This is a genomic window from Nitratireductor sp. XY-223, assembly GCF_004959855.1.
Classification (GTDB): Bacteria; Pseudomonadota; Alphaproteobacteria; order Rhizobiales; family Rhizobiaceae; genus Hoeflea_A.
On sequence record NZ_SPNT01000009.1, the window covers coordinates 147,326 to 168,854 of the forward strand.

Annotated in this window: 19 protein-coding genes; 16 read left to right on the plus strand and 3 right to left on the minus strand. The window is 62.6% G+C overall.

Features of this window, described 5'->3' with window-relative positions:
- The first annotated feature begins 234 nt into the window (after positions 1–234).
- The 11 genes from tolQ to E4M07_RS23880 all read left to right on the plus strand — a co-directional run bounded on the left by tolQ (position 235) and on the right by E4M07_RS23880 (position 12,587).
- Positions 235–951: a protein TolQ gene (gene tolQ / locus E4M07_RS23830; protein WP_136660921.1), complete on the plus strand. Its 717-nt coding sequence runs from the start codon at positions 235–237 to the stop codon at positions 949–951.
- Positions 952–967: 16 nt separating this feature from the next.
- Positions 968–1,423, plus strand: coding sequence for a protein TolR (gene tolR / locus E4M07_RS23835; RefSeq protein WP_136660978.1), 456 nt, complete (start codon positions 968–970; stop codon positions 1,421–1,423).
- Between the two features lie 9 nt (positions 1,424–1,432).
- Positions 1,433–2,488: a hypothetical protein gene (locus tag E4M07_RS23840; protein ID WP_136660922.1), complete on the plus strand. Its 1,056-nt coding sequence runs from the start codon at positions 1,433–1,435 to the stop codon at positions 2,486–2,488.
- A 19-nt stretch (positions 2,489–2,507) separates the two neighbouring features.
- Positions 2,508–3,845 carry a Tol-Pal system beta propeller repeat protein TolB gene (gene tolB, locus E4M07_RS23845; protein ID WP_136660979.1) on the plus strand — a complete coding sequence of 446 codons (1,338 nt, stop codon included), beginning with the start codon at positions 2,508–2,510 and terminating at the stop codon, positions 3,843–3,845.
- A gap of 111 nt (positions 3,846–3,956) precedes the next feature.
- Positions 3,957–4,463 (plus strand): peptidoglycan-associated lipoprotein Pal, encoded by a 507-nt coding sequence (gene pal / locus E4M07_RS23850; RefSeq protein WP_169054368.1) that lies wholly within the window; start codon positions 3,957–3,959, stop codon positions 4,461–4,463.
- A 57-nt stretch (positions 4,464–4,520) separates the two neighbouring features.
- Entirely contained in the window at positions 4,521–5,438 is a 918-nt protein-coding gene (gene ybgF, locus E4M07_RS23855; protein WP_136660923.1) for a tol-pal system protein YbgF, read from the plus strand.
- A gap of 16 nt (positions 5,439–5,454) precedes the next feature.
- A complete protein-coding gene (tilS, locus tag E4M07_RS23860; protein ID WP_136660924.1) occupies positions 5,455–6,786 on the plus strand; it encodes a tRNA lysidine(34) synthetase TilS in 1,332 nt (443 codons plus the stop codon).
- Between the two features lie 149 nt (positions 6,787–6,935).
- A complete protein-coding gene (gene ftsH, locus E4M07_RS23865) occupies positions 6,936–8,873 on the plus strand; it encodes an ATP-dependent zinc metalloprotease FtsH (protein WP_136660925.1) in 1,938 nt (645 codons plus the stop codon).
- A 144-nt stretch (positions 8,874–9,017) separates the two neighbouring features.
- On the plus strand, positions 9,018–10,370 hold the full coding sequence (gene glmM, locus E4M07_RS23870; protein ID WP_136660926.1) for a phosphoglucosamine mutase: 1,353 nt from the start codon (positions 9,018–9,020) through the stop codon (positions 10,368–10,370).
- A gap of 304 nt (positions 10,371–10,674) precedes the next feature.
- Complete coding sequence (locus tag E4M07_RS23875; protein WP_136660927.1) at positions 10,675–11,535, plus strand: outer membrane beta-barrel protein; 861 nt, start codon at positions 10,675–10,677, stop codon at positions 11,533–11,535.
- 209 nt (positions 11,536–11,744) lie between these two features.
- Positions 11,745–12,587, plus strand: a complete 843-nt coding sequence (locus E4M07_RS23880) for an outer membrane beta-barrel protein (protein ID WP_136660928.1) — start codon at positions 11,745–11,747, stop codon at positions 12,585–12,587.
- Positions 12,588–12,654: 67 nt separating this feature from the next.
- On the opposite strand, the gene E4M07_RS23885 is transcribed toward E4M07_RS23880, so the two are convergent.
- Positions 12,655–13,338: an SOS response-associated peptidase gene (locus E4M07_RS23885; protein ID WP_136660929.1), complete on the minus strand. Its 684-nt coding sequence runs from the start codon at positions 13,336–13,338 to the stop codon at positions 12,655–12,657.
- 83 nt (positions 13,339–13,421) lie between these two features.
- On the opposite strand from E4M07_RS23885, the gene E4M07_RS23890 reads away from it, so the two are divergent.
- The gene (locus E4M07_RS23890; RefSeq protein ID WP_136660930.1) at positions 13,422–13,670 is read left to right on the plus strand and encodes a hypothetical protein; all 249 of its coding nucleotides are present in this window, start codon (positions 13,422–13,424) and stop codon (positions 13,668–13,670) included.
- 83 nt (positions 13,671–13,753) lie between these two features.
- On the opposite strand, the gene E4M07_RS23895 is transcribed toward E4M07_RS23890, so the two are convergent.
- Positions 13,754–14,386 (minus strand): SH3 domain-containing protein, encoded by a 633-nt coding sequence (locus E4M07_RS23895; RefSeq protein ID WP_136660931.1) that lies wholly within the window; start codon positions 14,384–14,386, stop codon positions 13,754–13,756.
- 323 nt (positions 14,387–14,709) lie between these two features.
- On the opposite strand from E4M07_RS23895, the gene E4M07_RS23900 reads away from it, so the two are divergent.
- Together E4M07_RS23900 and serA are read left to right on the plus strand one after the other, a co-directional pair.
- The gene (locus E4M07_RS23900) at positions 14,710–15,885 is read left to right on the plus strand and encodes a phosphoserine transaminase (RefSeq protein WP_136660932.1); all 1,176 of its coding nucleotides are present in this window, start codon (positions 14,710–14,712) and stop codon (positions 15,883–15,885) included.
- 72 nt (positions 15,886–15,957) lie between these two features.
- The gene (serA, locus tag E4M07_RS23905; RefSeq protein WP_136660933.1) at positions 15,958–17,553 is read left to right on the plus strand and encodes a phosphoglycerate dehydrogenase; all 1,596 of its coding nucleotides are present in this window, start codon (positions 15,958–15,960) and stop codon (positions 17,551–17,553) included.
- A gap of 4 nt (positions 17,554–17,557) precedes the next feature.
- Here serA and E4M07_RS23910 read toward each other — a convergent pair whose 3' ends face one another.
- Entirely contained in the window at positions 17,558–18,463 is a 906-nt protein-coding gene (locus E4M07_RS23910; RefSeq protein WP_136660934.1) for a DMT family transporter, read from the minus strand.
- 224 nt (positions 18,464–18,687) lie between these two features.
- On the opposite strand from E4M07_RS23910, the gene E4M07_RS23915 reads away from it, so the two are divergent.
- Positions 18,688–19,986, plus strand: a complete 1,299-nt coding sequence (locus E4M07_RS23915; RefSeq protein WP_136660935.1) for an adenylosuccinate synthase — start codon at positions 18,688–18,690, stop codon at positions 19,984–19,986.
- Positions 19,987–20,052: 66 nt separating this feature from the next.
- On the plus strand, positions 20,053–21,525 hold the full coding sequence (locus E4M07_RS23920; RefSeq protein ID WP_136660936.1) for a hypothetical protein: 1,473 nt from the start codon (positions 20,053–20,055) through the stop codon (positions 21,523–21,525).
- The last annotated feature ends 4 nt before the right edge of the window (positions 21,526–21,529 follow it).

The window sequence follows — 21,529 nt, forward strand, 5'->3', positions numbered from 1 at the left end:
TAAATACTTGCCTTATTTCCTAACCTGTCATTAACCATAACCGTGCCTTAATGGAATTTGAGGGTTTGCGCTTTTCTTGCGCCTTCCTTTGACCAAAATTTGCCGCGACAAGGCAGGCCGGGTGAGTGAGACGGTGCGAGCAGTAGAAGCGATACCGGACCGCATAGTGCGTCTATCGACACTGATCCTGCGAGCGTGCGGCGGCGCAATATTCAAATTCTAGGATCGGACGGTATGGAACAGGTAGGTCTGGCTGCCACTAACGAGGTTACGCTCTGGGCGCTTTTCGTAGAGGCCAGTTTTGTGGTCCAGTTGGTTATGGTGGGGCTGGTGGCGGCGTCAATCTGGACCTGGGCGATCATCATCGACAAAACAGTGAATTTCGGCCGCGCCCGGCGGCAGTTCGACCGGTTCGAACAGGTGTTCTGGTCCGGCCAGTCCCTGGAAGACCTCTACCAGATGCTCTCCGACCGACGCACGAGCGGCATGAGTTCCATATTCGTTGCCGCGATGCGCGAGTGGAAGAAGTCCTTCGAGCGCGGGGTGCGCTCGCCGATGGGGCTGCAGATGCGCATCGACAAGGCGATGGACGTGACGCTGTCGCGGGAAGCCGAGAAGTTCGAGGCGCGCCTGGGCTCCCTGGCGTCGATCGGATCCGCGGCGCCCTTCATCGGTCTCTTCGGTACTGTTGTCGGCATCATGACGTCCTTTCAGGCGATCGCCGGTTCGAAGTCCACGAACCTCGCGGTCGTGGCGCCGGGCATTGCGGAAGCCCTGCTGGCGACGGCGATGGGGCTGCTTGCCGCCATTCCCGCGGTGATTGCCTATAACAAGTTCTCGTCCGATGCCGGCAAGCTGACCGCACGTATGGAGGGCTTCGCCGACGAATTCTCGGGCATCCTGTCGCGGCAGATCGACGAGAAGATGCAGCCGCGCGCGGCAGCCGAGTAGGATTGCATCGATGGTTATGGGGACAGACACATCAACCTCCGGTGTCCGGCGTCGCGGCAACGGGCACAGGCGTGGCCGGCGCCGCCAGCCGATGAGCGAAATCAACGTAACGCCGTTTGTGGACGTCATGCTGGTGCTGCTGATCATCTTCATGGTCGCGGCGCCGCTTTTGACCGTCGGCGTGCCGATCGACCTTCCCGAGACCGAGGCGAGTGCGCTCAATTCCGAAACACAGCCGATCACGGTCTCGGTCAATGAGGCGGGCGAGATTTTTCTGCAGGAGACCGCGATACCGATCGACGAGGTTGTGCCCAAACTCCAGGCGATCGCGACAACCGGTTATCAGGAGCGCATCTACGTGCGGGGCGACCGCAATGCCGACTACGGCACCGTCATGAGGGTGATGGCGCGAATCTCTTCCGCGGGATACAAGAATCTCGGCCTGGTCACCCTGCAGGAGCAGGATGGTTGATCCCCGGCGATGAAACTCGGCGTCATCATATCCGCTTTTGCACACGCGATGCTCTTGAGCTGGGGGTTGTTCTGGCTGGCCGCGCCTGATTCGCACGAGGCCCTGGAAATCGACGCGGTGCCGGTCGATATCATTCCGGTGTCGTCGATCACCGAGATCCAGGAGGGCGACCGCTCCGCATCTGCGGCCGAGCGCGCGGCGCCGCGGCCGACCAGCCGGCCCGAGCCGGTCGAGGACGCCGTGAATATCGGGGACAACGCGATCGACCTGAAGCCGACACCTGCCGAGAAGCCGTCCGAGCGGGTTGTCGAGGCCGCGGCGGAGCCGCAAAAGGCCGAGATCGCCGAGCCGGTTCCGTCGACGGAGCCCGAGGCCGTTCCGAAACCGGCCCAGAAACCGGAGCCGGTCGCGGCAACCGAAGTCGCGGCGCTGCCGGTACCGCAGCAGGAGGTGGCGCCTGATCCGGTGGCGGAGGCCATCTCCCGGGCAGAGACGGCGAAACCCGAGTTCGAACCGCTTCCCGAAAAGGTGCCGACGCCGAAACTGAGGCCGAAACCGCCCAGGGCGCAGACCGCCAAGACACCGGAGCGGAAAATCAACGAGGACCGGCAACAGACATCCAAGGTCGCCTCGACCCGCGACAGCGATTTCAATGCCGATGAGATCGCCGCGCTCCTCAACCGCGAGGACCCCGCCGGCGGCGGCGCGAAGCGTAGCCGGGATGAGGCCGCGCTGGGCGGCCAGCGGACCACGACCGGGCTGCAGCTTTCGCAATCCGAGATGGACGCGCTGCGCGGGCAGATCCAGCGCTGCTGGACGATCCGGCCCGGCATGGCCGATGGCGAGGACGTGCGGGTGCGCGTCACGATGCGCCTCGATCGCAACGGCGCCGTTGAGGGTCAGCCGGTTGTCGAAACGTCCGGGGGCGCGGCCAATATCAGACGGGTCCTTTCCGGCGACGCACGCAGGGCCGTCCTGCGTTGCGCACCCTACGACCTTCCAACCGAAAAATATGAGACATGGGCCGATGTTGTGGTTAACTTCGACCCGTCACAGCTGTTTTGAGGGAAATTCCTTGAGCACGATGCCTACCACAATCCACCGTTCGCCGATCGCCGAATTCAGCAACCTCATCCTCCGGGCCCTTGTTTTCATCTGCGGACTTGCGGCCCTTGCGGCGCCGGCACATGCGCTTGTCGAGATCGACATCAACAAGGGCAATGTCGAGCCGTTGCCGATGGCGGTGACCGATTTCGTTTCCCAAGACGATCTCGGTCCGCAAATCTCAGCCGTCATTGCCGAGGACCTGCGGCGCTCCGGTCTGTTTTCGCCGATACAGAAGGCCGCCTTCATCCAGAAAATTTCAAATCCGGACGTTGCGCCCCGGTTCGAGGATTGGCGGGTCATCAATGCACAGGCCCTGGTGGTCGGCCGCGTCAGCAAGGAGGCGGACGGGCGGCTGCGCGCCGAGTTCCGCCTGTGGGACACGTTTGCCGGCGAGCAGCTCATCGGCCAGCAGTTCTTCACGCAGCCGGAAAACTGGCGCCGTGTGGCGCATATCATCGCCGACGCCATCTACGAGGAACTGACCGGCGAGCGCGGCTACTTCGACACCCGCGTCGTTTTCGTCTCGGAGACCGGTCCGCGCAACGAACGCCAGAAGCAGCTCGCGATCATGGACCAGGACGGCGCCAACCTGCGCTATCTCACACAGGGCAATGACCTGGTGCTCACGCCGCGTTTCTCGCCGAGCCGCCAGGAGGTCACCTACATGTCCTTCGCCGACGGCGAGCCGCGCGTCTACCTGCTGCAGCTCGAGACCGGACAGCGCGAGATTGTCGGCAACTTTCCCGGCATGACCTTCTCGCCGCGGTTTTCTCCGGACGGGCAGAAGGTGATCATGAGCCTGCAACAGGGCGGCAACGCCAACATCTACACCATGGACCTGCGTACGCGGGCGACGACCCGGCTGACCGATACGGCCGCAATCGACACGTCGCCGTCCTATTCGCCCGACGGCAACCGGATCGTCTTCGAATCCGACCGGGGCGGACGCCAGCAGCTCTATGTGATGAATGAGGACGGCGGCAACCAGCAGAGAATCTCGTTCGGCGACGGATCCTATTCGACGCCGGTGTGGTCACCGCGCGGCGACCTGATCGCCTTTACGAAGCAGTCGGGCGGAAAGTTCTCGATCGGCGTCATGCGCCCGGACGGTTCGGGCGAACGCATCCTGACGACGGGCTTTCACAACGAGGGGCCGACCTGGTCGCCGAACGGGCGTGTCATCATGTTTTTCCGCCAGCCTGCCGGTGCCGCCGGGCCGCAACTCTATTCGATCGATCTGACCGGCTACAATGAGCAGAGGGTGGAAACCCCCAGCTACGGATCGGATCCGGCCTGGTCGCCGCTGTTGAAATAGGCCAAGACCGGTCGCAACCATGCCGCAAAGTGCTGTATAAGGGGCAAGCGGCGCTTTGCCCTTCCCGCGGGGATCGATAAAACCAGTGTCGTCATAACGAGGAGACCGACCATGAAACTCATGATGAGCATAGCGCGCAATCCGGCCGTGCTCGGGCTGGTTGCCGTGCTTGCCCTGGCAGGCTGCTCGTCCAAGCGGACCTTGCCCAACAGTCCGGGCGAACTCGGCCTGGGAGGCAGCGGCGCCGTCCCGGGATCGCAACAGGATCTGACACTGAATGTCGGCGACCGGATCTTCTTCGACACCGATTCGGCGGCGATCAGGCCCGATTCGGCGACGACGCTCGACCGGCAGGCCGCATGGCTGAAGAAATATCCCGACAAGTCGGTGACGATCGAGGGACACGCCGACGAACGCGGCACGCGTGAATACAACCTGGCACTCGGCGCGAGGCGGGCCGCGGCGACCCGTTCCTACCTGATCTCGAAGGGCATCTCGTCGAACCGGATCAAGACGATTTCCTACGGCAAGGAACGTCCTGTCGCCGTGTGCGACGACATCTCCTGCTGGTCCCAGAACCGTCGCGCGGTGACGGTCGTTACCGGCGTGGGCAGCTAAATCAAGGGCACGTGAGGGGCATCCGGATAGCGCCGTCGAGGCAAAGGTATTAGAACAATGATCGCATATTCCCGCATTCTGGCCGCCTGTCTGTCACTGACCATCGCGCCGGGCCTCGCCCACGCGGCTTGGTGGGCCAATCCCGCGCCGGCTGTCGCTGCGCCCACCGAACGGCCGTTGGTCCTGGTGCAGGCGGATGACAGCACGTTCCGCATCGGCCAGCTTGAAGAGCAGGTCCGTATTCTGAACGGGCGCATCGAGGAAATGAACTTCCAGCTGCTGCAGATGCAGGAGCAGATGCGCCAGATGCAGGAGGACAACGAGTTCCGCTTCCAGGAACTTGAAAACGTCAGCGGCGAGCGCTCACAGGCGGAACAGCCACAGACGCATGCCGAGCAGCCACAGACGCAGGCCGAGCAGCCTCAGACGCAGGACGAGCGCAGCGTCGTCGTGCTCGACCCCTCGGGTCAGTCGGACGGCTCGCAGAATCTCGGCTCGATCACATTCAACGAAAACGGCGAAATGGTCGATGGTCAGCCGTCAGAGGCGGATGCGGGACGGGACCAGACGCAAACGGCGGCGTTGCCGGCATCCGATTCCGAGGAGCTCTACCGCGCCGCCTATGGTTTCATCCTGTCGGGCGACTATCCCCAGGCGGAGGCCGCGTTCCGGGAATATATCGACCAGTATCCGGGCGAGCCGAAGGTTGCCGATGCCTATTTCTGGTTGGGCGAGGCGCAGTATTCGCAAGGCACCTATCACGAAGCGGCCAAGACGCTGCTGACGGCGCACAAGCAGTATCCGAGTGCCGCGAAGGCACCGGAGATGCTGTTGAAACTCGGTATGTCGCTCGCAGCGCTTGACAATCGCGACACGGCCTGTGCCACATATCGCGAGGTGCTGACACGCTATCCGGATGCATCGGTGGCGGTCAAAGACAAGGTTGCGGTCGAGCAGAGCCGCATGAGTTGCTAATTGAGAGCGGGATGAGGTGTCTGACGTCCAGCCGGAAGTTGCGATTGACGCATTTGTTTCCAGGCTGAGGCCGTCCAAGACCCTGTGCGTCGCCGTTTCAGGCGGCAGCGATTCGACGGCCCTGCTGCACCTTCTGGACAAACACCTGAAAAGCAGCGGCGGGCCGCGTCTGGTGGCCGTCACCGTGGATCACGGGCTGAGAGCGTCCTCTTCCGGCGAAGCCGAGCAGGTGGCCGCCTTTTGCAGCTCCCGGGATATCAAGCACATCACCATGCAGTGGACCGGCGAGAAGCCGGCGAGCGGCCTCCAGGATGCGGCGCGCAACGCCCGCTACGAATTGCTGCGCGAGGCGGCACTGTCCGTCGGTGCGGCGGCCATCCTCAGCGCCCACACGCGCGACGATCAGCTCGAGACGATCCGGATGCGGCAGCGGCGGGGCATGGGCCGGGGTCTGTCGGGGATGGCTGAAGCCGTGCTTTTCCGGCGCGACACGTGGATTCTCCGGCCCCTGCTGAAGGTCACCCGAAACGCACTGCGCGGGGTGCTTGAGCGCGACGGCATCGGCTGGATCGACGATCCCAGCAACGAGGACCGCCGTTTCGAGCGCGTGCGCGTGAGAAAGGAGGGCGGCGGGCCGCAGGTCGATGACGAGTTGCTGTCCATGGTGGAAGCCATTGCCGAGGCGCGGCGCAAGGACGGGCAGCGACTGTCGCGGTTCCTGCACGACGACGTGGTCATCCACGGCGACATGATTGCGGAATTGCCGCTGGTTCCCGAAGGTCTTTCCGACGTGCTGCAGCAGGCCGTCGCCCTGCTGGCGGCACTCTTGGGGGGACGCGCCTATCTACCGGGCTCGCGGTCGCAGGACCAGATCGCACGGCTGGTGACCGGCGGCGGGCCTCCGCGGGTCAATCTGAGCCGGTCGGTGATCGACCGGCGGGCACGGCGGGTATTCGTCTACCGGGAGCGGCGCTCCATTCCGACCATCAGGCTGCCGGCCGGCGGCGAGGCCGTCTGGGACGGCCGTTACCGGCTGGTCAGCCATTACAAGCGCCGTTCCGTGGAAATCGGACCCGCCGACGGCGATTCCGGCCAGGTGCCGCCGGATCTGCCGGACAACCTTCCGCGCGGCGTGATTTCCAGGGCGGCGCGGGCGCAACCGGCAATCATCACGGGAAGCGGGGCAACACAACCGGAAAGGCGGCAGGCGGCGTTCCGCTCGCGCTTCCTTTCCCTGTCCCGGCACTTCACGCATTTCGACCTGTTTTTGCCCGATTTCGAGCGTAGCGTCGCCGATGAATGCGCCGCTCTGTTCGGACTTCCGCCCTATCCCGAACCGCCTTTGTAACAAAGCGTTCAGGGACGGCGGGTATAATTTGCCGCAGTTGTCGCATCTGCGCCTTTGGTGGTCTTGGCAAGGGACCTTCGGGGACCTATGTTATTTCCACATGAAAAAGCCTGCCAAAAGGCGGGCCTACGGCTGTTTCGGGGTACCGTATGAACCCAAATTTCAGGAATTTTGCCCTCTGGGCAATCATAGCGCTGTTGCTTATCGCCCTTTTCAACATGTTCCAGGGGCCGAACGAGCGCAGTGCCTCGCGGGAAATCAGCTATTCTGAGTTCCTGCAGGACGTCGACAATGGGCAGATCCGCAACGTTACGATCGTCGGTGACACCATTACGGGCGTCTATGCCGAGGGCAACAAGTCATTCCAGACCTATTCGCCGGGCGATTCGGGCCTTGTTCAGCGGCTCGAGGACCGTGGCGTGGGCATTACGGCAAAGCCGGAGGTCGACGGATCGAACACCTTCTTCGGCTACCTGATCTCGTGGCTGCCGATCCTCTTAATCCTGGGCGTGTGGATTTTCTTCATGCGCCAGATGCAGGGCGGATCGCGCGGGGCTATGGGCTTCGGCAAGTCGAAGGCGAAGCTTCTGACCGAATCGCACGGGCGCGTAACGTTTGACGACGTCGCCGGTGTCGACGAGGCGAAGGAGGATCTGGAAGAGATCGTCGAATTCCTCAGGGATCCGCAGAAGTTCCAGCGGCTCGGCGGACGCATCCCGCGCGGCGTGCTCCTGGTCGGACCGCCCGGCACCGGTAAGACGTTGCTTGCCCGTTCGGTGGCAGGTGAGGCGGCGGTGCCGTTCTTCACCATTTCGGGCTCCGACTTCGTCGAAATGTTCGTCGGCGTCGGCGCGAGCCGTGTGCGCGACATGTTCGAACAGGCGAAGAAGAACGCACCCTGCATCATCTTCATTGACGAGATCGACGCGGTCGGCCGCCACCGCGGCGCCGGCCTCGGCGGCGGCAATGACGAGCGCGAACAGACACTCAACCAGCTGCTTGTCGAGATGGACGGTTTCGAGGCCAATGAAGGCATCATCCTGATCGCCGCGACCAACCGCCCCGACGTGCTCGACCCGGCACTGCTGCGTCCGGGCCGCTTCGACCGGCAGGTGGTGGTGCCCAATCCGGACATCATCGGCCGCGAGCGCATCCTCAAGGTTCATGTGCGCAACGTCCCGCTGGCGCCGAATGTCGATCTTAAGGTGATCGCCCGCGGAACGCCCGGCTTCTCGGGCGCCGACCTGATGAACCTCGTCAATGAGGCGGCGCTGATGGCCGCCCGGCGCAACAAGCGCCTTGTCACCATGCTCGAGTTCGAGGATGCCAAGGACAAGGTGATGATGGGAGCGGAGCGCCGCTCCAGCGCCATGACGCAGGAGGAAAAGAAGCTCACCGCCTACCACGAGTCGGGACACGCCATCGTCGCGCTGAATGTTGAATCGGCCGATCCGGTCCACAAGGCGACCATCATCCCGCGCGGTCGCGCGCTCGGCATGGTCATGCAGTTGCCAGAGGGCGACCGCTACTCGATGAGCTACAAATACATGGTGTCGCGACTGGCAATCATGATGGGCGGCCGTGTTGCCGAAGAAATCACCTTCGGCAAGGACAACATCACCTCCGGTGCGGCGTCGGATATCGAACAGGCGACGAAGCTTGCCCGCGCCATGGTCACGCAATGGGGCTTTTCCGACGAACTCGGACAGGTTGCCTATGGCGAGAACCAGCAGGAGGTTTTCCTCGGCCACTCCGTCGCCCAGCAGAAGAACGTCTCGGAATCGACGGCGCAGAAGATCGACAGCGAGATCCATCGCCTGATCGACGATGCCTATGCGACGGCACGCAGGATCCTGACCGAGAAGAACGACGATTTCAAAACCCTTGCCGAGGGGCTGCTCGAATACGAGACCCTGTCGGGCGATGAAATCACAGCGCTGCTGCGTGGCGAGAAACCGTCCCGCGACATGGGCGACGATACGCCGCCGTCGCGCGGCTCGGCGGTGCCCAAAACCGGCACCAAAAGCCAGGACGGCAAGGAAGAGCCGGACAATCCGGATACCGGAATGGAGCCGCAGCCGCAGTAACGGACCGTCAAGAAAAACCTGTAAAAATGGCCGCTTGATGCGGCCGTTTTTGTTTGAAAAACTCGGAAACGATATCTGATCCACATTGGCGGCCGAAAATGCTATGGATCGGCCGGCGCGCACAGCGATCGAATCGAGGAAGACATGTCTCGTCAGTATTTCGGAACAGACGGAATTCGCGGCAAATCGAACGCGTTCCCGATGACGCCCGATGTTGCCATGCGGGTCGGGCTGGCGGCCGGGAAACTGTTCCGCCGGGGCAACCACCGCCATCGTGTCGTTATCGGCAAGGATACCCGCCTGTCCGGCTACATGCTTGAGAACGCGCTTGTCGCGGGCTTTACCGCCTCCGGCATGGACGTGTTCCTGCTTGGCCCCATACCGACGCCGGCCGTTGCCATGCTCACACGGTCGCTGCGCTCGGACATCGGTGTCATGATCTCGGCATCGCACAACCCTTATGAGGACAACGGCATCAAGCTGTTCGGTCCCGACGGCTTCAAACTGTCCGATGAGATCGAGCTGCAGATCGAGCGGCTCATCGAGGCGGATATCTCGAAGCTGCTGGCGAAATCAGAGGCCATCGGCCGCGCCAAACGCATCGACGGAGTGCACGACCGCTATATCGAGTTCGCCAAGCGCACCATGCCGCGCGACGTTTCGCTGAGCGGGCTGCGGGTTGCCATCGACTGCGCCAACGGTGCCGCCTACAAGGTCGCGCCGGCGGCGCTTTGGGAACTCGGCGCAGAAGTGATCACGCTGGGCAACGAGCCGAACGGCCATAATATCAATCTCGACTGCGGTTCGACCCATCCGGTGGCCCTTGCCAAGAAGGTTCACGAAGTGCGCGCCGACATCGGCATCGCGCTGGACGGCGACGCCGACCGCGTGTTGATCGTCGACGAAAAGGGCGCCGTGGTCGACGGCGACCAGCTCATGGCCGTCATTGCCGAATCCTGGTCCGGCGACAACAGGCTTTCAGGCAGCGGGATCGTCGCAACGGTCATGTCGAACCTGGGTCTCGAGCGGTTCCTGGCCGACCACGGCCTGCAGCTTGCCCGCACCAAGGTCGGCGACCGTTACGTTGTCGAATATATGCGCAACAACGGGTTCAACGTCGGCGGCGAGCAGTCCGGCCATATCGTCCTGTCGGATTTCGCGACGACCGGTGACGGGCTGGTCGCGGCCCTGCAGATCCTTGCATGTGTCAAGCGCATGGACCGGCCGGTCAGCGAAGTCTGCCGCCGGTTCGAGCCGGTGCCGCAGCTATTGAAGAATGTCCGTGTTTCAGGCGGCAAGCCGCTGGAGAACAAACACGTGCAACAGGCCATTCAATCCGCCGAAGAGGAACTGGCCGACAGCGGCCGACTGGTAATCCGGCCGTCAGGAACAGAACCTCTGATCCGGGTCATGGCGGAAGGCGACGACAAGGCGATGGTCGAGCGGATCGTCGACGAACTCGTCGACGTCATATCCGGCGTGCGCAGCGCCGCCTGACCGGCACATATCTTTCTCAATCGAACCCCTGCGGCAGGGCGCGGCCGGCGCCGGTGCAACGCGCCGCCGTGTCCGCCAGAACCGCAAAATTTTTTTGCCGTCTGCCGGGAAAGACTCTGTTCACTCAGAGTTTTATTTGCTGTTACCTTCTGAAATCATTGGGGAAAATTAGATTCCTCGGTAAACGGACATAGATAACAGGCTCTTAACCTTTTTACGCGACACTTCCTACCGTGCAATTCAAACATCGCCACGGCGCGGGCATTGGGGGTCCGTCCTGTTTGGTGGGGCGCGGAGTAGTAAAATGAGAGTTTACCTGATAGCAGCCACTACGGCACTCGTTGCCGCACCGGCATGGGCTGCGGACACGATTCCAACACCGACGCCGGAGCCGGTGCCGATCCATGATACCCAGATGCGCGGTACGACCCATGTTGCCGATGGCGACTGGTCGGGCGTCTACGTCAAGGGCCAGGTCGGTTACGTCTGGCCGGCAATCCGGGGCGCGTCCTACGCGGTTGCAGGCGGCACCAATATTTTCGCCACCCATACGGTCGACAATACGTGGATGGCCGGTGTCGGCGCCGGTTACCAGATCAACCGGTACCTGAGAACGGAACTGATGTTCGACTACATCTTTGATTCCGATTTCACCGGTTCGACCTTCGGTTCCTGCGGTGTCGCCGCGGCCTGCGTATCGACGGACCTGTCGAGCTGGAACGCCTATTCGCTGATCGCCAGCGTCTATGTCGACCTTGATTTCTGGGGCTACGGCTCCGCCTGGGGTCACTTCGTACCCTATGTCGGCGGTGGTATCGGCGGATCCTACGTCAACTGGGACGATCTGCAGAACACCTCCTGTGAAATCGCCGACCCGACGAACTGTGATCCGACTGTCTTCCACGAAGGCGGCAGCTCCTGGCGCTTTGCCTGGGAACTTGCAGCCGGCGGTTCCTACTACTTCCGCTGCGACTTCGCCGGGGAAGCCGGTTACAAGTACCGCCGCATCGAGGGCGGGGACTTCTTCGGTGTCGCCGCCGGTGCGGGACCTGGCTGGGACTCGGGCTTCAGCGCGCACATGGTCAATGTCGGCCTGCGCTACTATCCGGGCCGCGACTGCGAGCCGCCTTACGAGCCGCCGGTCGTTCCGCCGGTCTTCAAGTAAGACCAGCCACAAGCTCTTCGAAACCGCCCGGCCTGCCGGGCGGTTTTTCTTATGGCCGTCCTGATCTGCGCGCATGGATAATCGCCCGTAAACAAACGTGGTGAACAAACATGCTTAACCGCAACTTAACCAGTTTGCCCGATAGTCGTCCCATCGACTTTGCTTAGGGTGACATTTCTCACTCCGAGCCTGGCAGAGGAACTGGTTTAATGATCAAACGTGTATTGTCCCGTTCACTGATCGCCGCGTTGCTTGTGGGCGCCTCGAATGCAGCGCTGTCGGCGGACCTGGACAACATAATCTATGCGCCGGAACTGCCCAGGACCGTACCCGTGGAAGTGGGAAATGGCTGGTATCTGCGTGGCGATGTCAGCTACGACTTCTCGACCGACGGTGACGCGACCTCTTTCAGGTCCTGGGATTTCAACACCAATACCGAAGGTCCTGCCGTGGCCTATTCATCGTCCTCGTTTGAGACGGACTGGGGCGTTGGACTGGGCGTCGGATACCAGTTCACGAACTGGCTTCGCGCGGAAGGCATGCTGAACTACCAGCGCGGCACATTCAGCGCGACGAGCAGTGACGCGGCGGTCCCCTGTACGGGCCTCCTTGCGGACGGCTGTGACACCAGCGGCGCAGCGGATTTCACGTCATACGGCCTGATGGCCAACGGCTATATCGACCTCGGCACCTATGCCGGCTTCACGCCCTATGTCGGCGCCGGCGCGGGCATGACCCTCGTTGATTATGACAGCTATGTCGCCTCGGAAACCTGCGTGGGCGCCTGCCCCGGCGGCACGACTCCGGTGACCGTCACGCATGCGGGCGAGGCGGACTGGCGCTTCACCTACGCCTTCATGGCCGGTGTTTCCTACGAGTTCATCCGCAACCTGAAAGCGGACCTGGGATACCGGTACACCAATGTCGACGGCGGCGACATCTACGGATTCGACACCACCTCGGCAGCGGCCGGCGCCACCGGCATTCAGAGCTCCGACAACGGATATTCGACCCACGCGATCACCGCATCGCTGCGTTACGCCCTCTGGTAGGGCCTGTTCCAGGACAATGATCGGCGGCGGGCCTGCGGGCCCGCCTTTTTTGTTGCGCTGACACCGTTCAGGCGGCGTCGACCGCGTCGATCAGCTCAGGGCCCTTGTTGTTGACATTGCCGACGGCCCTGGTGACCGGATGATAGACGAAGTCGGCACCACGGTTATGCTGCAAGAGCTCCAGCGCTCCGGCCTTGTCGGTGTTCGGATCCATCCACGCCTCGAGAACGTCATTCTTGAGTACGACCGGCATGCGGGCGTGCAGACCGCTGACGGAAGGGCCGGCGGCCAGCGTGACAATGGCGAAGGTGGCGGCATCGAGTTTCTTGTTGCGGGACATGACGCCGGCGAACGCAAATGGCTCGAAGACCGGCGCGTTGCCGGGAAGATGGATGAGATAGGGCTGCTTTTCCTTGCCCATTGTTTTCCATTCGAAATATCCGGTCGCGGGCACCAGGCATCGGCCATGTTCGAATGCGCTGCGGAAAAAGGGCTTGTCGGTAATTGTCTCGCCGCGCGCATTGATCATGGCGCGCGTCTTTGAGTCCTTCGCCCAGTGGGGAATCAGGCCCCAGGTGAACGGCTCGATGGCAATTTCGTCTTCCCGCCGGACCACGATGTCGAGCTCGGATGTCGGGGCGACATTGTAGTTGGGCTGCGGACCGTTGCGGCCATCCACTTCCGGCGGGAGTATACTCAGGTATTTCCTGTACTCCTCCCAAGTCCCGGTTGTTATAAATCGGCCACACATCTTCTGATCTCTTTTCGGAATCAAACAGCCGAAGTATTCATTTCACTGTGCGGTAAATCCACTAACCAGAACGAGTACCGCGCATGCCCGGAGAATCCGTTACGACACTCGCCGACCTTCAGGCCGAAGGATGGCATTGCTGGGCCCATTGCGGCGCCCGCAACTGCGGAAGCGCAAGCAAGCTGGATATCGGCTTGCTGATCGAGCGGTTCGGCCCCGGCCACTCATTCATCAATGAAGCGAGAATCTCGTCGCTGCTGGTGTGCCGCCGCTGCGGCCATCAGGGCGGGCGGCTCAGTATCTGCGCTTCCGGAAACGCCGAGACCCGGTAGCAGGACGGCACATTAATGCGTTTGCCGATTGCCCTGGGGATGTGGCGGCACACGTGCCGCCACATGGTCTTTGATGCCGGCCGTCAGTGCCGGTGCCATACGCCGCCGCCGTGGTGCGGGGCAGGGTGTCCGCCGCCGCCATGGGGGTGACCGCCATGGTAGCCGCCGCCGCCGTGATGCGGGCTGTAGAGCGGTCCGTGAGGCCCGTAGGGGTGGTACGGATGATAAGGGTGGTACGGATGATACGGATGGTATGGGTGATAGGGGTGGTATGGGCCGTACGGTCCATAGGGCCCGTAAGGGTGGTACGGATGGTAGGGATGATAGTAGCGGTTCCAGTAGGGATACCAGGGATAGTTCTGGTAATGTGCGTGCCAGTAGGCCTGGTTGAAGATGACAATGGTGATGCCGACGGCAACCGCAACCTGCGGTGTCAGAACGGTGCGCTGCCCGTTGTTGACCGTGAGAATGTATGACGAGGCGATCCAGCCGCGCGCCGCATTCCATGATACGTCGCACCAGTCATAGCCGGACTGACAGCCATAAACCTCGATGGTTGCGTTCTGGGGCAGGGTCGCGACGACCGGATAGTTGGTCCCGGGGCCGGCGCGGAGATGCACGGTCGCGGTTGTGTAGCCGGTGGTCTGTGCCAGCGCTGCCGTGGCGATCAGAGGCATTATCAGGGCCACCACTGCCCTTAGAAAAAACTTCCTCATGGGTTCGTCCTGTTCACCTGATTGAGCACGGAAATATTAGATAGCCGGGCGAGTATCGGGTCAAGTTAATGATTGGTGAAGGCCGGCCCTTCCATGGCTGTGCCGATTGTTGTTACGCACGCGCAAGCACCGGCACAGTGTGCCGCGTCGCACAACCTATTCTCGAAAACCGGTCGGCGATGACGCGGGAAATGCCGGCCGTGCATCCGGGCGCTGCGACAATTGATTCCCATTTCAGGCTTGCGCCGCTATCGGCTTTTGGCTATTGCCGTCCGTGGGACACCCCTCCCCAACGAGGGGCAACTATCTGGAAGGATAGCGACATGACCAAGACTGCCAAGCCGGACCTGCGTCCGGCCAATCCGCGTTTTTCATCTGGACCCTGCACGAAACGCCCCGGCTGGACACTGGACGCACTTGGCGACGCGGCCCTCGGCCGTTCCCACCGCGCCAAGATCGGCAAGAGAAAACTCAAACAGGCCATCGACAAGACCCGCACGCTGCTCGGCGTGCCGGACGATTATCGCATCGGCATCGTACCGGCATCGGACACCGGTGCCGTCGAAATGGCGCTCTGGTCGCTGCTGGGCGCACGCGGCGTCCACATGCTGGCCTGGGAATCCTTCGGCGCCGGCTGGGTCAGCGACGTCGTCAAACAGCTCCGTCTCGAAGATGTCGAGGTGCTGGAGGCGGAATACGGCCTGTTGCCGGATCTCGACCAAATCGAATTCAACCGCGATGTCGTCTTCACGTGGAACGGCACGACATCGGGTGTGCGCGTCCCCAACGGCGATTTCGTTCCGGCGGATCGCGAGGGCCTGACGATCTGCGATGCGACGTCGGCCGCGTTCGCGCAACAGCTTCCGTTCGACAAGCTCGACGTGGTGACATTCTCCTGGCAGAAGGTGCTCGGCGGAGAGGGCGGTCACGGCGTCCTCATCCTGAGCCCGCGCGCCGTCGAACGGCTGGAGAGTTACACGCCGCCCTGGCCGTTGCCGAAGATCTTCCGGATGACGAAAGGCGGCAAGCTGATCGAGGGCATTTTCGAGGGCGCGACCATCAACACGCCCTCGATGCTGTGCGTCGAGGACTATCTCGATGCGCTTTCCTGGGCCGAGGAGATCGGCGGACTGCCTGAACTCCTGCGGCGCGCCGACGCCAACGCCGGGACAATCGCCGATTTCGTCGCACAACGGACGTGGATCGATTTCCTGGCGGTGGATCCGCAAACGCGGTCCAACACTTCGGTGTGCCTCAAGATCATCGATCCCCGGGTGACAGCGCTTGCCGAAGACCGGCAGGCGGCATTTGCCAAGGGTCTTGTCGCCATTCTCGAGGAAGAGGGGGTCGCCTTCGACATCGGCGCATACAGGGACGCGCCCGCGGGTTTGCGGATCTGGACCGGCGGAACCGTCGAAAAAACCGACCTTGCGGCGTTGATGCCCTGGCTCGACTGGGCGTTCGAAGCGCAAATCTCGGTAATCGAGTCAGCCGCCTGACTTAGTTTTGCGGGCCGCGGAGGCGTGGCCCATCTCCTGTTAAGCGAATGCGAATTGAAAGGGAGGCCTTAAATGGCACCGCGCGTACTTGTTTCCGACAAGCTTTCCGAGACCGCCATCCAGATCTTCAGGGACCGCGGCATCGACGTCGATTTTCTGCCCGATGTCGGCAAGGACAAAGAGAAAATGCTGGAGATCATCGACCGGTATGATGGTCTCGCCATCCGCTCCGCAACGAAGGTCTCGCCGAAACTGATCGAGGCGGCAAGAAATCTGAAGGTTGTCGGCCGCGCCGGCATCGGCGTCGACAATGTCGACATACCGGCCGCCTCGCGGCGCGGCATCATTGTCATGAACACGCCGTTCGGCAATTCCATCACGACCGCCGAGCACGCCATCGCGCTGCTGCTCGCGGTAGCCCGCCAGATTCCGGCGGCCGATGTCTCCACGCAGGCCGGGAAATGGGAAAAATCCCGTTTCATGGGCGTCGAAATGACTGGCAAGACGCTCGGCGTTATCGGATGCGGCAATATCGGCTCGATCGCCGCCGCGCGCGGCATCGGCCTCAAGATGCGGGTGATTGCCTTCGATCCGTTCCTGTCTGTCGAGCGGGCCGAGGAGATCGGCGTCGAGAAAGTCGATCTTGATGAGCTTCTTGCACGGTCCGACTTCATCACGCTTCACGTGCCGCTGACCGACAAGACCCGCGCCATCGTCAATGCCGATGCGATCGCCAAGATGAAGGACGGTGTGCGCATCATCAACTGCGCTCGCGGCGGGCTGGTGGTCGAGGCCGATCTTGCCGAGGCGCTGAAGTCGGGCAAGGTGGCAGGCGCCGGCTTCGATGTCTTCGAGCACGAACCGGCTACGGACAGCCCGCTCTTCGGGCTCCCCAATGTCGTGTGCACGCCGCATCTGGGGGCGTCGACCAGCGAGGCGCAGGAAAACGTTGCCCTGCAGGTGGCCGAACAGATGTCCGACTATCTTCTCAAGGGCGCCGTCACCAATGCCATCAACATGCCGTCGATCAGCGCCGAGGAGGCGCCGCGCCTCAAGCCGTTCGTCAAGCTTGCCGAGGTGCTCGGCGCCTTCGTCGGGCAGGTGACCGAGAGCGCGATCAAGGAGGTCGACATCCTCTATGACGGCTCCACGGCCCAGATGAACACGAACGCGCTCACCAGCGCGGTTCTTGCCGGGCTCATCCGTCCGCAACTTGCGGAGGTCAACATGGTATCGGCCCCGGTGATGGTGAAAGAGCGCGGCATCATCCTTTCCGAGGCGCGACGCGATAAGTCGGGCGTGTTCGACGGTTACATCATGCTGACCGTCAGGACAGCCGACAAAACACGCTCGATCGCCGGGACCTGCTTTTCCGACGGAAAGCCGCGCTTCATACAGATCAAGGGCATCAATCTGGACGCCGAGGTCGGTGCGAACATGGTCTATACGACCAATGCGGATGCACCGGGGATTATCGGACTGCTCGGCACCGTCTTCGGCAAGGCCGGGGTCAATATCGCCAACTTCTCGCTCGGCCGGAACAAGCCCGGAGGCGATGCCATCGCGCTTCTCTACGTCGACGAACCGGTCAGCGAAGAGGTGCTTGATCTGGTGCGCAGCCACAAAGAGATCGACTCGGCGAAACCCCTGGTCTTCGACGTCGCCTAACGGGCTATCGCCCGGGGCGGCCGGTCTGCGCCTGGCTCGGCTTGTGTTCGGCGAGCGCGATGCCGCCGAGCACCAGCGCCAGCGCGACGAGGTGGTAGGCGAATAGGTCCTCGCCGAGCAGGGTCACGGCAAAGAACGTACCGAAAATCGGCACCAGGTTGATGAACAGCCCGCCCCGGTTGGCGCCGATCAGCTCGACGCCCCTTATAAAGCAGGCCTGTGAAATGATTGACGGGAAGATGGCCGCGTAGGCGAGCACCAGCCAGCCCTGCATATCCGGCAGAACAAGGCTGCCGGAGGCGGCTTCCCACAGCGTAAAGGGTATGCCGCCGATAATGGCGCCGACGGAAAGCGCCGTCATCGCGCTCAGCCAGTGCAGTTTCGGCATCCAGCGCAGCGAAACGGTATAGGCGCCGTAAAACGCGATGGACAGGATCAGCAGCGCGTCGCCGTAGCCGATATCAAGGCGCAGGATACCGATGAGGTCGCCATGGGTCGCCACCAGCGCGACGCCGACAAGCGATATGAAGAAGCCGAAAATCTGGCCCGGGCTGACACGCTGTCCGAACAGCACGAAATTCGCGATGAATACCAGCAGCGGCATCGACGCCTGTTCGATGGCGCCGTTGATCGCGCTCGTGTAGTTGAGCGCCAGGTAGTAGAAATTGTTGAACAGCGCGAAGCCGACAATGCCGAGCACCATCAGGAACCAGAAATGCGCCCGGATTGTCGTCCATTCGCGGCGCAGCTGCGGCAGGGCAAAGGGCAGCAGGATCGCCAATGCGATCAGCCACCGTCCGCTGGTCAGGAGCGCCGGGCTGATATGGCCGGCCGCCAGCTTGCCGGCAATGGCGTTGCCGCCCCAGCCAAGCGTCGTAATGATCAGCAGAATGTAAGCCCTGACCGCCATGCATGTCCCATCGGCAAAGAAGGCCGCACCATTCTGGCAAGCCGAAGCGGATGTCAACACGCAATCGGCGCCGCGTATTGATTCGGCATCGATTTCATCGCGGCAGATGATTGTAGTTAAAGCTAAATTCAGCCGGGAGATTTTACTTGGATTCAACATGCGCTATAGATGCGCCGGTTTGAATCGGAGGCAGCGGCAGGCTGCCGGTTACGCAAGGGGAATACATGACCAACGTCGTGGTTGTCGGCTCGCAATGGGGCGACGAGGGCAAGGGCAAGATCGTGGACTGGCTTTCGGAGCGCGCCGACGTGGTCGTGCGGTTCCAGGGCGGCCACAATGCCGGGCACACGCTGGTGATCGACGGGATCAGCTACAAGCTGTCCCTGCTGCCGTCGGGGGTCGTGCGCGAAGGCAAGCTGGCGGTGATCGGCAACGGCGTGGTCATCGATCCGCATGCGCTCGTTGCGGAAATCGACCGGCTGAGCGGCCAGGGCGTCAAGATATCGCCGGAAAACCTGCGCATTGCCGACAACGCGACGTTGATCCTGTCCCTGCACCGGGAACTCGACGGCATCCGCGAGGATGCGGCATCCAACTCGGGCACCAAGATCGGTACGACCCGGCGCGGCATCGGACCCGCCTATGAGGACAAGGTCGGCCGGCGCGCCGTGCGGGTCATGGACCTGGCCAATATGGAGACGCTGCCGGCCAAGGTGGACCGCCTGCTCACGCACCACAATGCACTGCGCCGCGGTCTCGGGCAGGACGAGGTGTCGCACGACGCGATCATGGACGAGCTCAAGGAGGTCGCCGGCCGCATCCTGCCGTTCCGGGAGACCGTGTGGCGGCTGCTGGACAAGAAGCGCCGGCGCGGCAAGCGCATACTGTTCGAGGGTGCCCAGGGCACGCTGCTCGATATCGACCACGGCACCTATCCGTTCGTGACCTCGTCTAACACGGTTGCCGGGCAGGCGGCGGCGGGCTCGGGCATGGGGCCGGCTTCGGTCGGCTATGTGCTGGGCATCACCAAGGCTTACACGACGCGGGTCGGAGAGGGGCCGTTTCCCACCGAACAGGATAACGAGGTCGGCCAGTTCTTGGGCGAGCGTGGCAACGAGTTCGGCACGGTCACGGGCAGGAAGCGGCGCTGCGGCTGGTTCGACGCGGTGCTGGTACGCCAGGCCGTGGCGACCAACGGCATCACCGGCATCGCGCTGACCAAGCTCGATGTGCTGGACGGGCTCGACGAGCTGAAGATCTGTGTCGGCTACCGGCTGGACGGGCAGGAGGTGGACTTCCTTCCGGCGAGCCAGGGCCAGCAGGCCCGTGTCGAGCCTATTTATGAAACGCTCGAGGGGTGGAAGGGTTCGACCGTCGGCGCGCGCAGCTGGAATGAGCTGCCGGCCCAGGCGGTGAAATATGTACGCCACATCGAGGAACTGATCGGCGCTCCGGTTGCGTTGTTGTCAACAAGCCCCGAACGCGATGACACAATCCTTGTGACCGATCCGTTTGAAGACTAGGCTTAGGAAAGAAAGAGAACAAGAACGGGTCCGGGCTCGCCGGAACGAATTGTACAGAGCAGTTATATGGTGGATTTTGTAGCGGTTATTGAAAAAGCTGTTGACGGGTTGAGCGACAACACGCCGCAAATGCGTGAGAAGGTCTATGAAAAGGCCCGTGGTGCGATCCGCCGTCAACTGGACAATATCGATCCACCGGTCAGCGATTCGGTCCGCGACAAGCAACTCGCCAGGCTTGAGGAAGCGATCCTTGAAATCGAGGACCGTCACGCCGACGCCTTTCCCGACATCGACGAGGACGCCTTCGCCGACATTCTTTCCGACGGCCAGATCGACGAGGACGATATCGGCGAGGAAGAAGCCGTTGCCGCGCCGAGACCGAAACGGCGTGCTCCCGCGCGTGCCGAACCGGCCCGCGGGCCGGAGATGGACGACGAGGAAGATGACGAGGACGACGATGAGTACGGCGTCGGCATAGACGATTCCATACAGCCAGAAGCCCGCAGGATGGGCGACAGCCCGGTGGCGGACTACCTGCAGCCGCGCCGGCGCAGTTCCCTTGGTCCGGTCCTTGTCGGGCTGGTCGCGTTCGTCGTTTTTGCCGCAATCGGCTTCGGCATCTGGGTGTTCAGCGACAGCATCACATCCCTGGTCGGCGGGTCGCCATCGACGGTGCAGACATCCGGTCAGGCGGGCACCTCCGGTCAGGATCAGACGAATGCCGCTCAGGGCGCATCCGCCAGGCCGACGCAGGGCGCCACGGACGGTCCGCAGAAATTCACGCAGCGCCTGATGCCGGACGGCTCGGAGGTCGACGAAGGACCGGCGGCCAATTCGAACCTTGCAAGCGACGCCGAGGGCAAATCCGTTGCGGCGCTCGATCTGTCGCAGCCCGACGCCGGGGCGCGTGCAGAGCCGGCGCCCGCCGAAACCGCAGCGCAGCAGCAGAATTCCGAGACCCTCGCCACGCCGCCGCGTGTCGGCCAGAAGATGTTCCTATACGAGGAACGCCTGGGCCAGCAGGCTCCGACGGCGGTGCAGGGCAATGTGGTGTGGAGTATCGTGCGCGAGTCGCCCGGCGACAACCTGCCTCCGGAGCCGGCGATCGAAGCCCAGATCACCGTTCCCGACAAGGGCCTGAGCGCGATCATGACGATCAAGCGCAATGCCGACCAGTCGCTGCCGGCAAGCCACCTCATCGAAATTGTCTTTGCGCTGACGGAGGGCTTCGACGGCAACGGGATCGGCGCCATCCAGAACTTTGCCCTGAAGCAGACCGAGCAGGACACCGGCGATTCCCTGATCGCGGTGCCGGCAAAGATCACCGACAGCTTTTTCATGATCGCGCTGAACGACTATGTCGAGGCCGTGCAGTTGAACCTGAAGCTGCTGCGCGAGCGGAACTGGATCGACCTGCCGATCAGTTACGGCAATGGCCGCAGGGCGCTGCTGACGCTGGAAAAAGGCTCGACGGGAGCCGAGGTGTTCGATCAGGTGATCCGTGCCTGGGAGGCGCGCACCGCCAGCAGCACCCAGTAGGCGG

Coding starts and splice junctions, on each gene's coding strand:
- tolQ (WP_136660921.1), top strand. CDS start 235: ATGGAACAGGTAGGTCTGGCTGCCACTAACGAGGTTACGCTCTGGGCG.
- tolR (WP_136660978.1), top strand. CDS start 968: ATGGGGACAGACACATCAACCTCCGGTGTCCGGCGTCGCGGCAACGGG.
- E4M07_RS23840 (WP_136660922.1), top strand. CDS start 1,433: ATGAAACTCGGCGTCATCATATCCGCTTTTGCACACGCGATGCTCTTG.
- tolB (WP_136660979.1), top strand. CDS start 2,508: ATGCCTACCACAATCCACCGTTCGCCGATCGCCGAATTCAGCAACCTC.
- pal (WP_169054368.1), top strand. CDS start 3,957: ATGAAACTCATGATGAGCATAGCGCGCAATCCGGCCGTGCTCGGGCTG.
- ybgF (WP_136660923.1), top strand. CDS start 4,521: ATGATCGCATATTCCCGCATTCTGGCCGCCTGTCTGTCACTGACCATC.
- ftsH (WP_136660925.1), top strand. CDS start 6,936: ATGAACCCAAATTTCAGGAATTTTGCCCTCTGGGCAATCATAGCGCTG.
- glmM (WP_136660926.1), top strand. CDS start 9,018: ATGTCTCGTCAGTATTTCGGAACAGACGGAATTCGCGGCAAATCGAAC.
- E4M07_RS23875 (WP_136660927.1), top strand. CDS start 10,675: ATGAGAGTTTACCTGATAGCAGCCACTACGGCACTCGTTGCCGCACCG.
- E4M07_RS23880 (WP_136660928.1), top strand. CDS start 11,745: ATGATCAAACGTGTATTGTCCCGTTCACTGATCGCCGCGTTGCTTGTG.
- E4M07_RS23885 (WP_136660929.1), bottom strand. CDS start 13,338: ATGTGTGGCCGATTTATAACAACCGGGACTTGGGAGGAGTACAGGAAA.
- E4M07_RS23890 (WP_136660930.1), top strand. CDS start 13,422: ATGCCCGGAGAATCCGTTACGACACTCGCCGACCTTCAGGCCGAAGGA.
- E4M07_RS23895 (WP_136660931.1), bottom strand. CDS start 14,386: ATGAGGAAGTTTTTTCTAAGGGCAGTGGTGGCCCTGATAATGCCTCTG.
- E4M07_RS23900 (WP_136660932.1), top strand. CDS start 14,710: ATGACCAAGACTGCCAAGCCGGACCTGCGTCCGGCCAATCCGCGTTTT.
- serA (WP_136660933.1), top strand. CDS start 15,958: ATGGCACCGCGCGTACTTGTTTCCGACAAGCTTTCCGAGACCGCCATC.
- E4M07_RS23910 (WP_136660934.1), bottom strand. CDS start 18,463: ATGGCGGTCAGGGCTTACATTCTGCTGATCATTACGACGCTTGGCTGG.
- E4M07_RS23915 (WP_136660935.1), top strand. CDS start 18,688: ATGACCAACGTCGTGGTTGTCGGCTCGCAATGGGGCGACGAGGGCAAG.
- E4M07_RS23920 (WP_136660936.1), top strand. CDS start 20,053: ATGGTGGATTTTGTAGCGGTTATTGAAAAAGCTGTTGACGGGTTGAGC.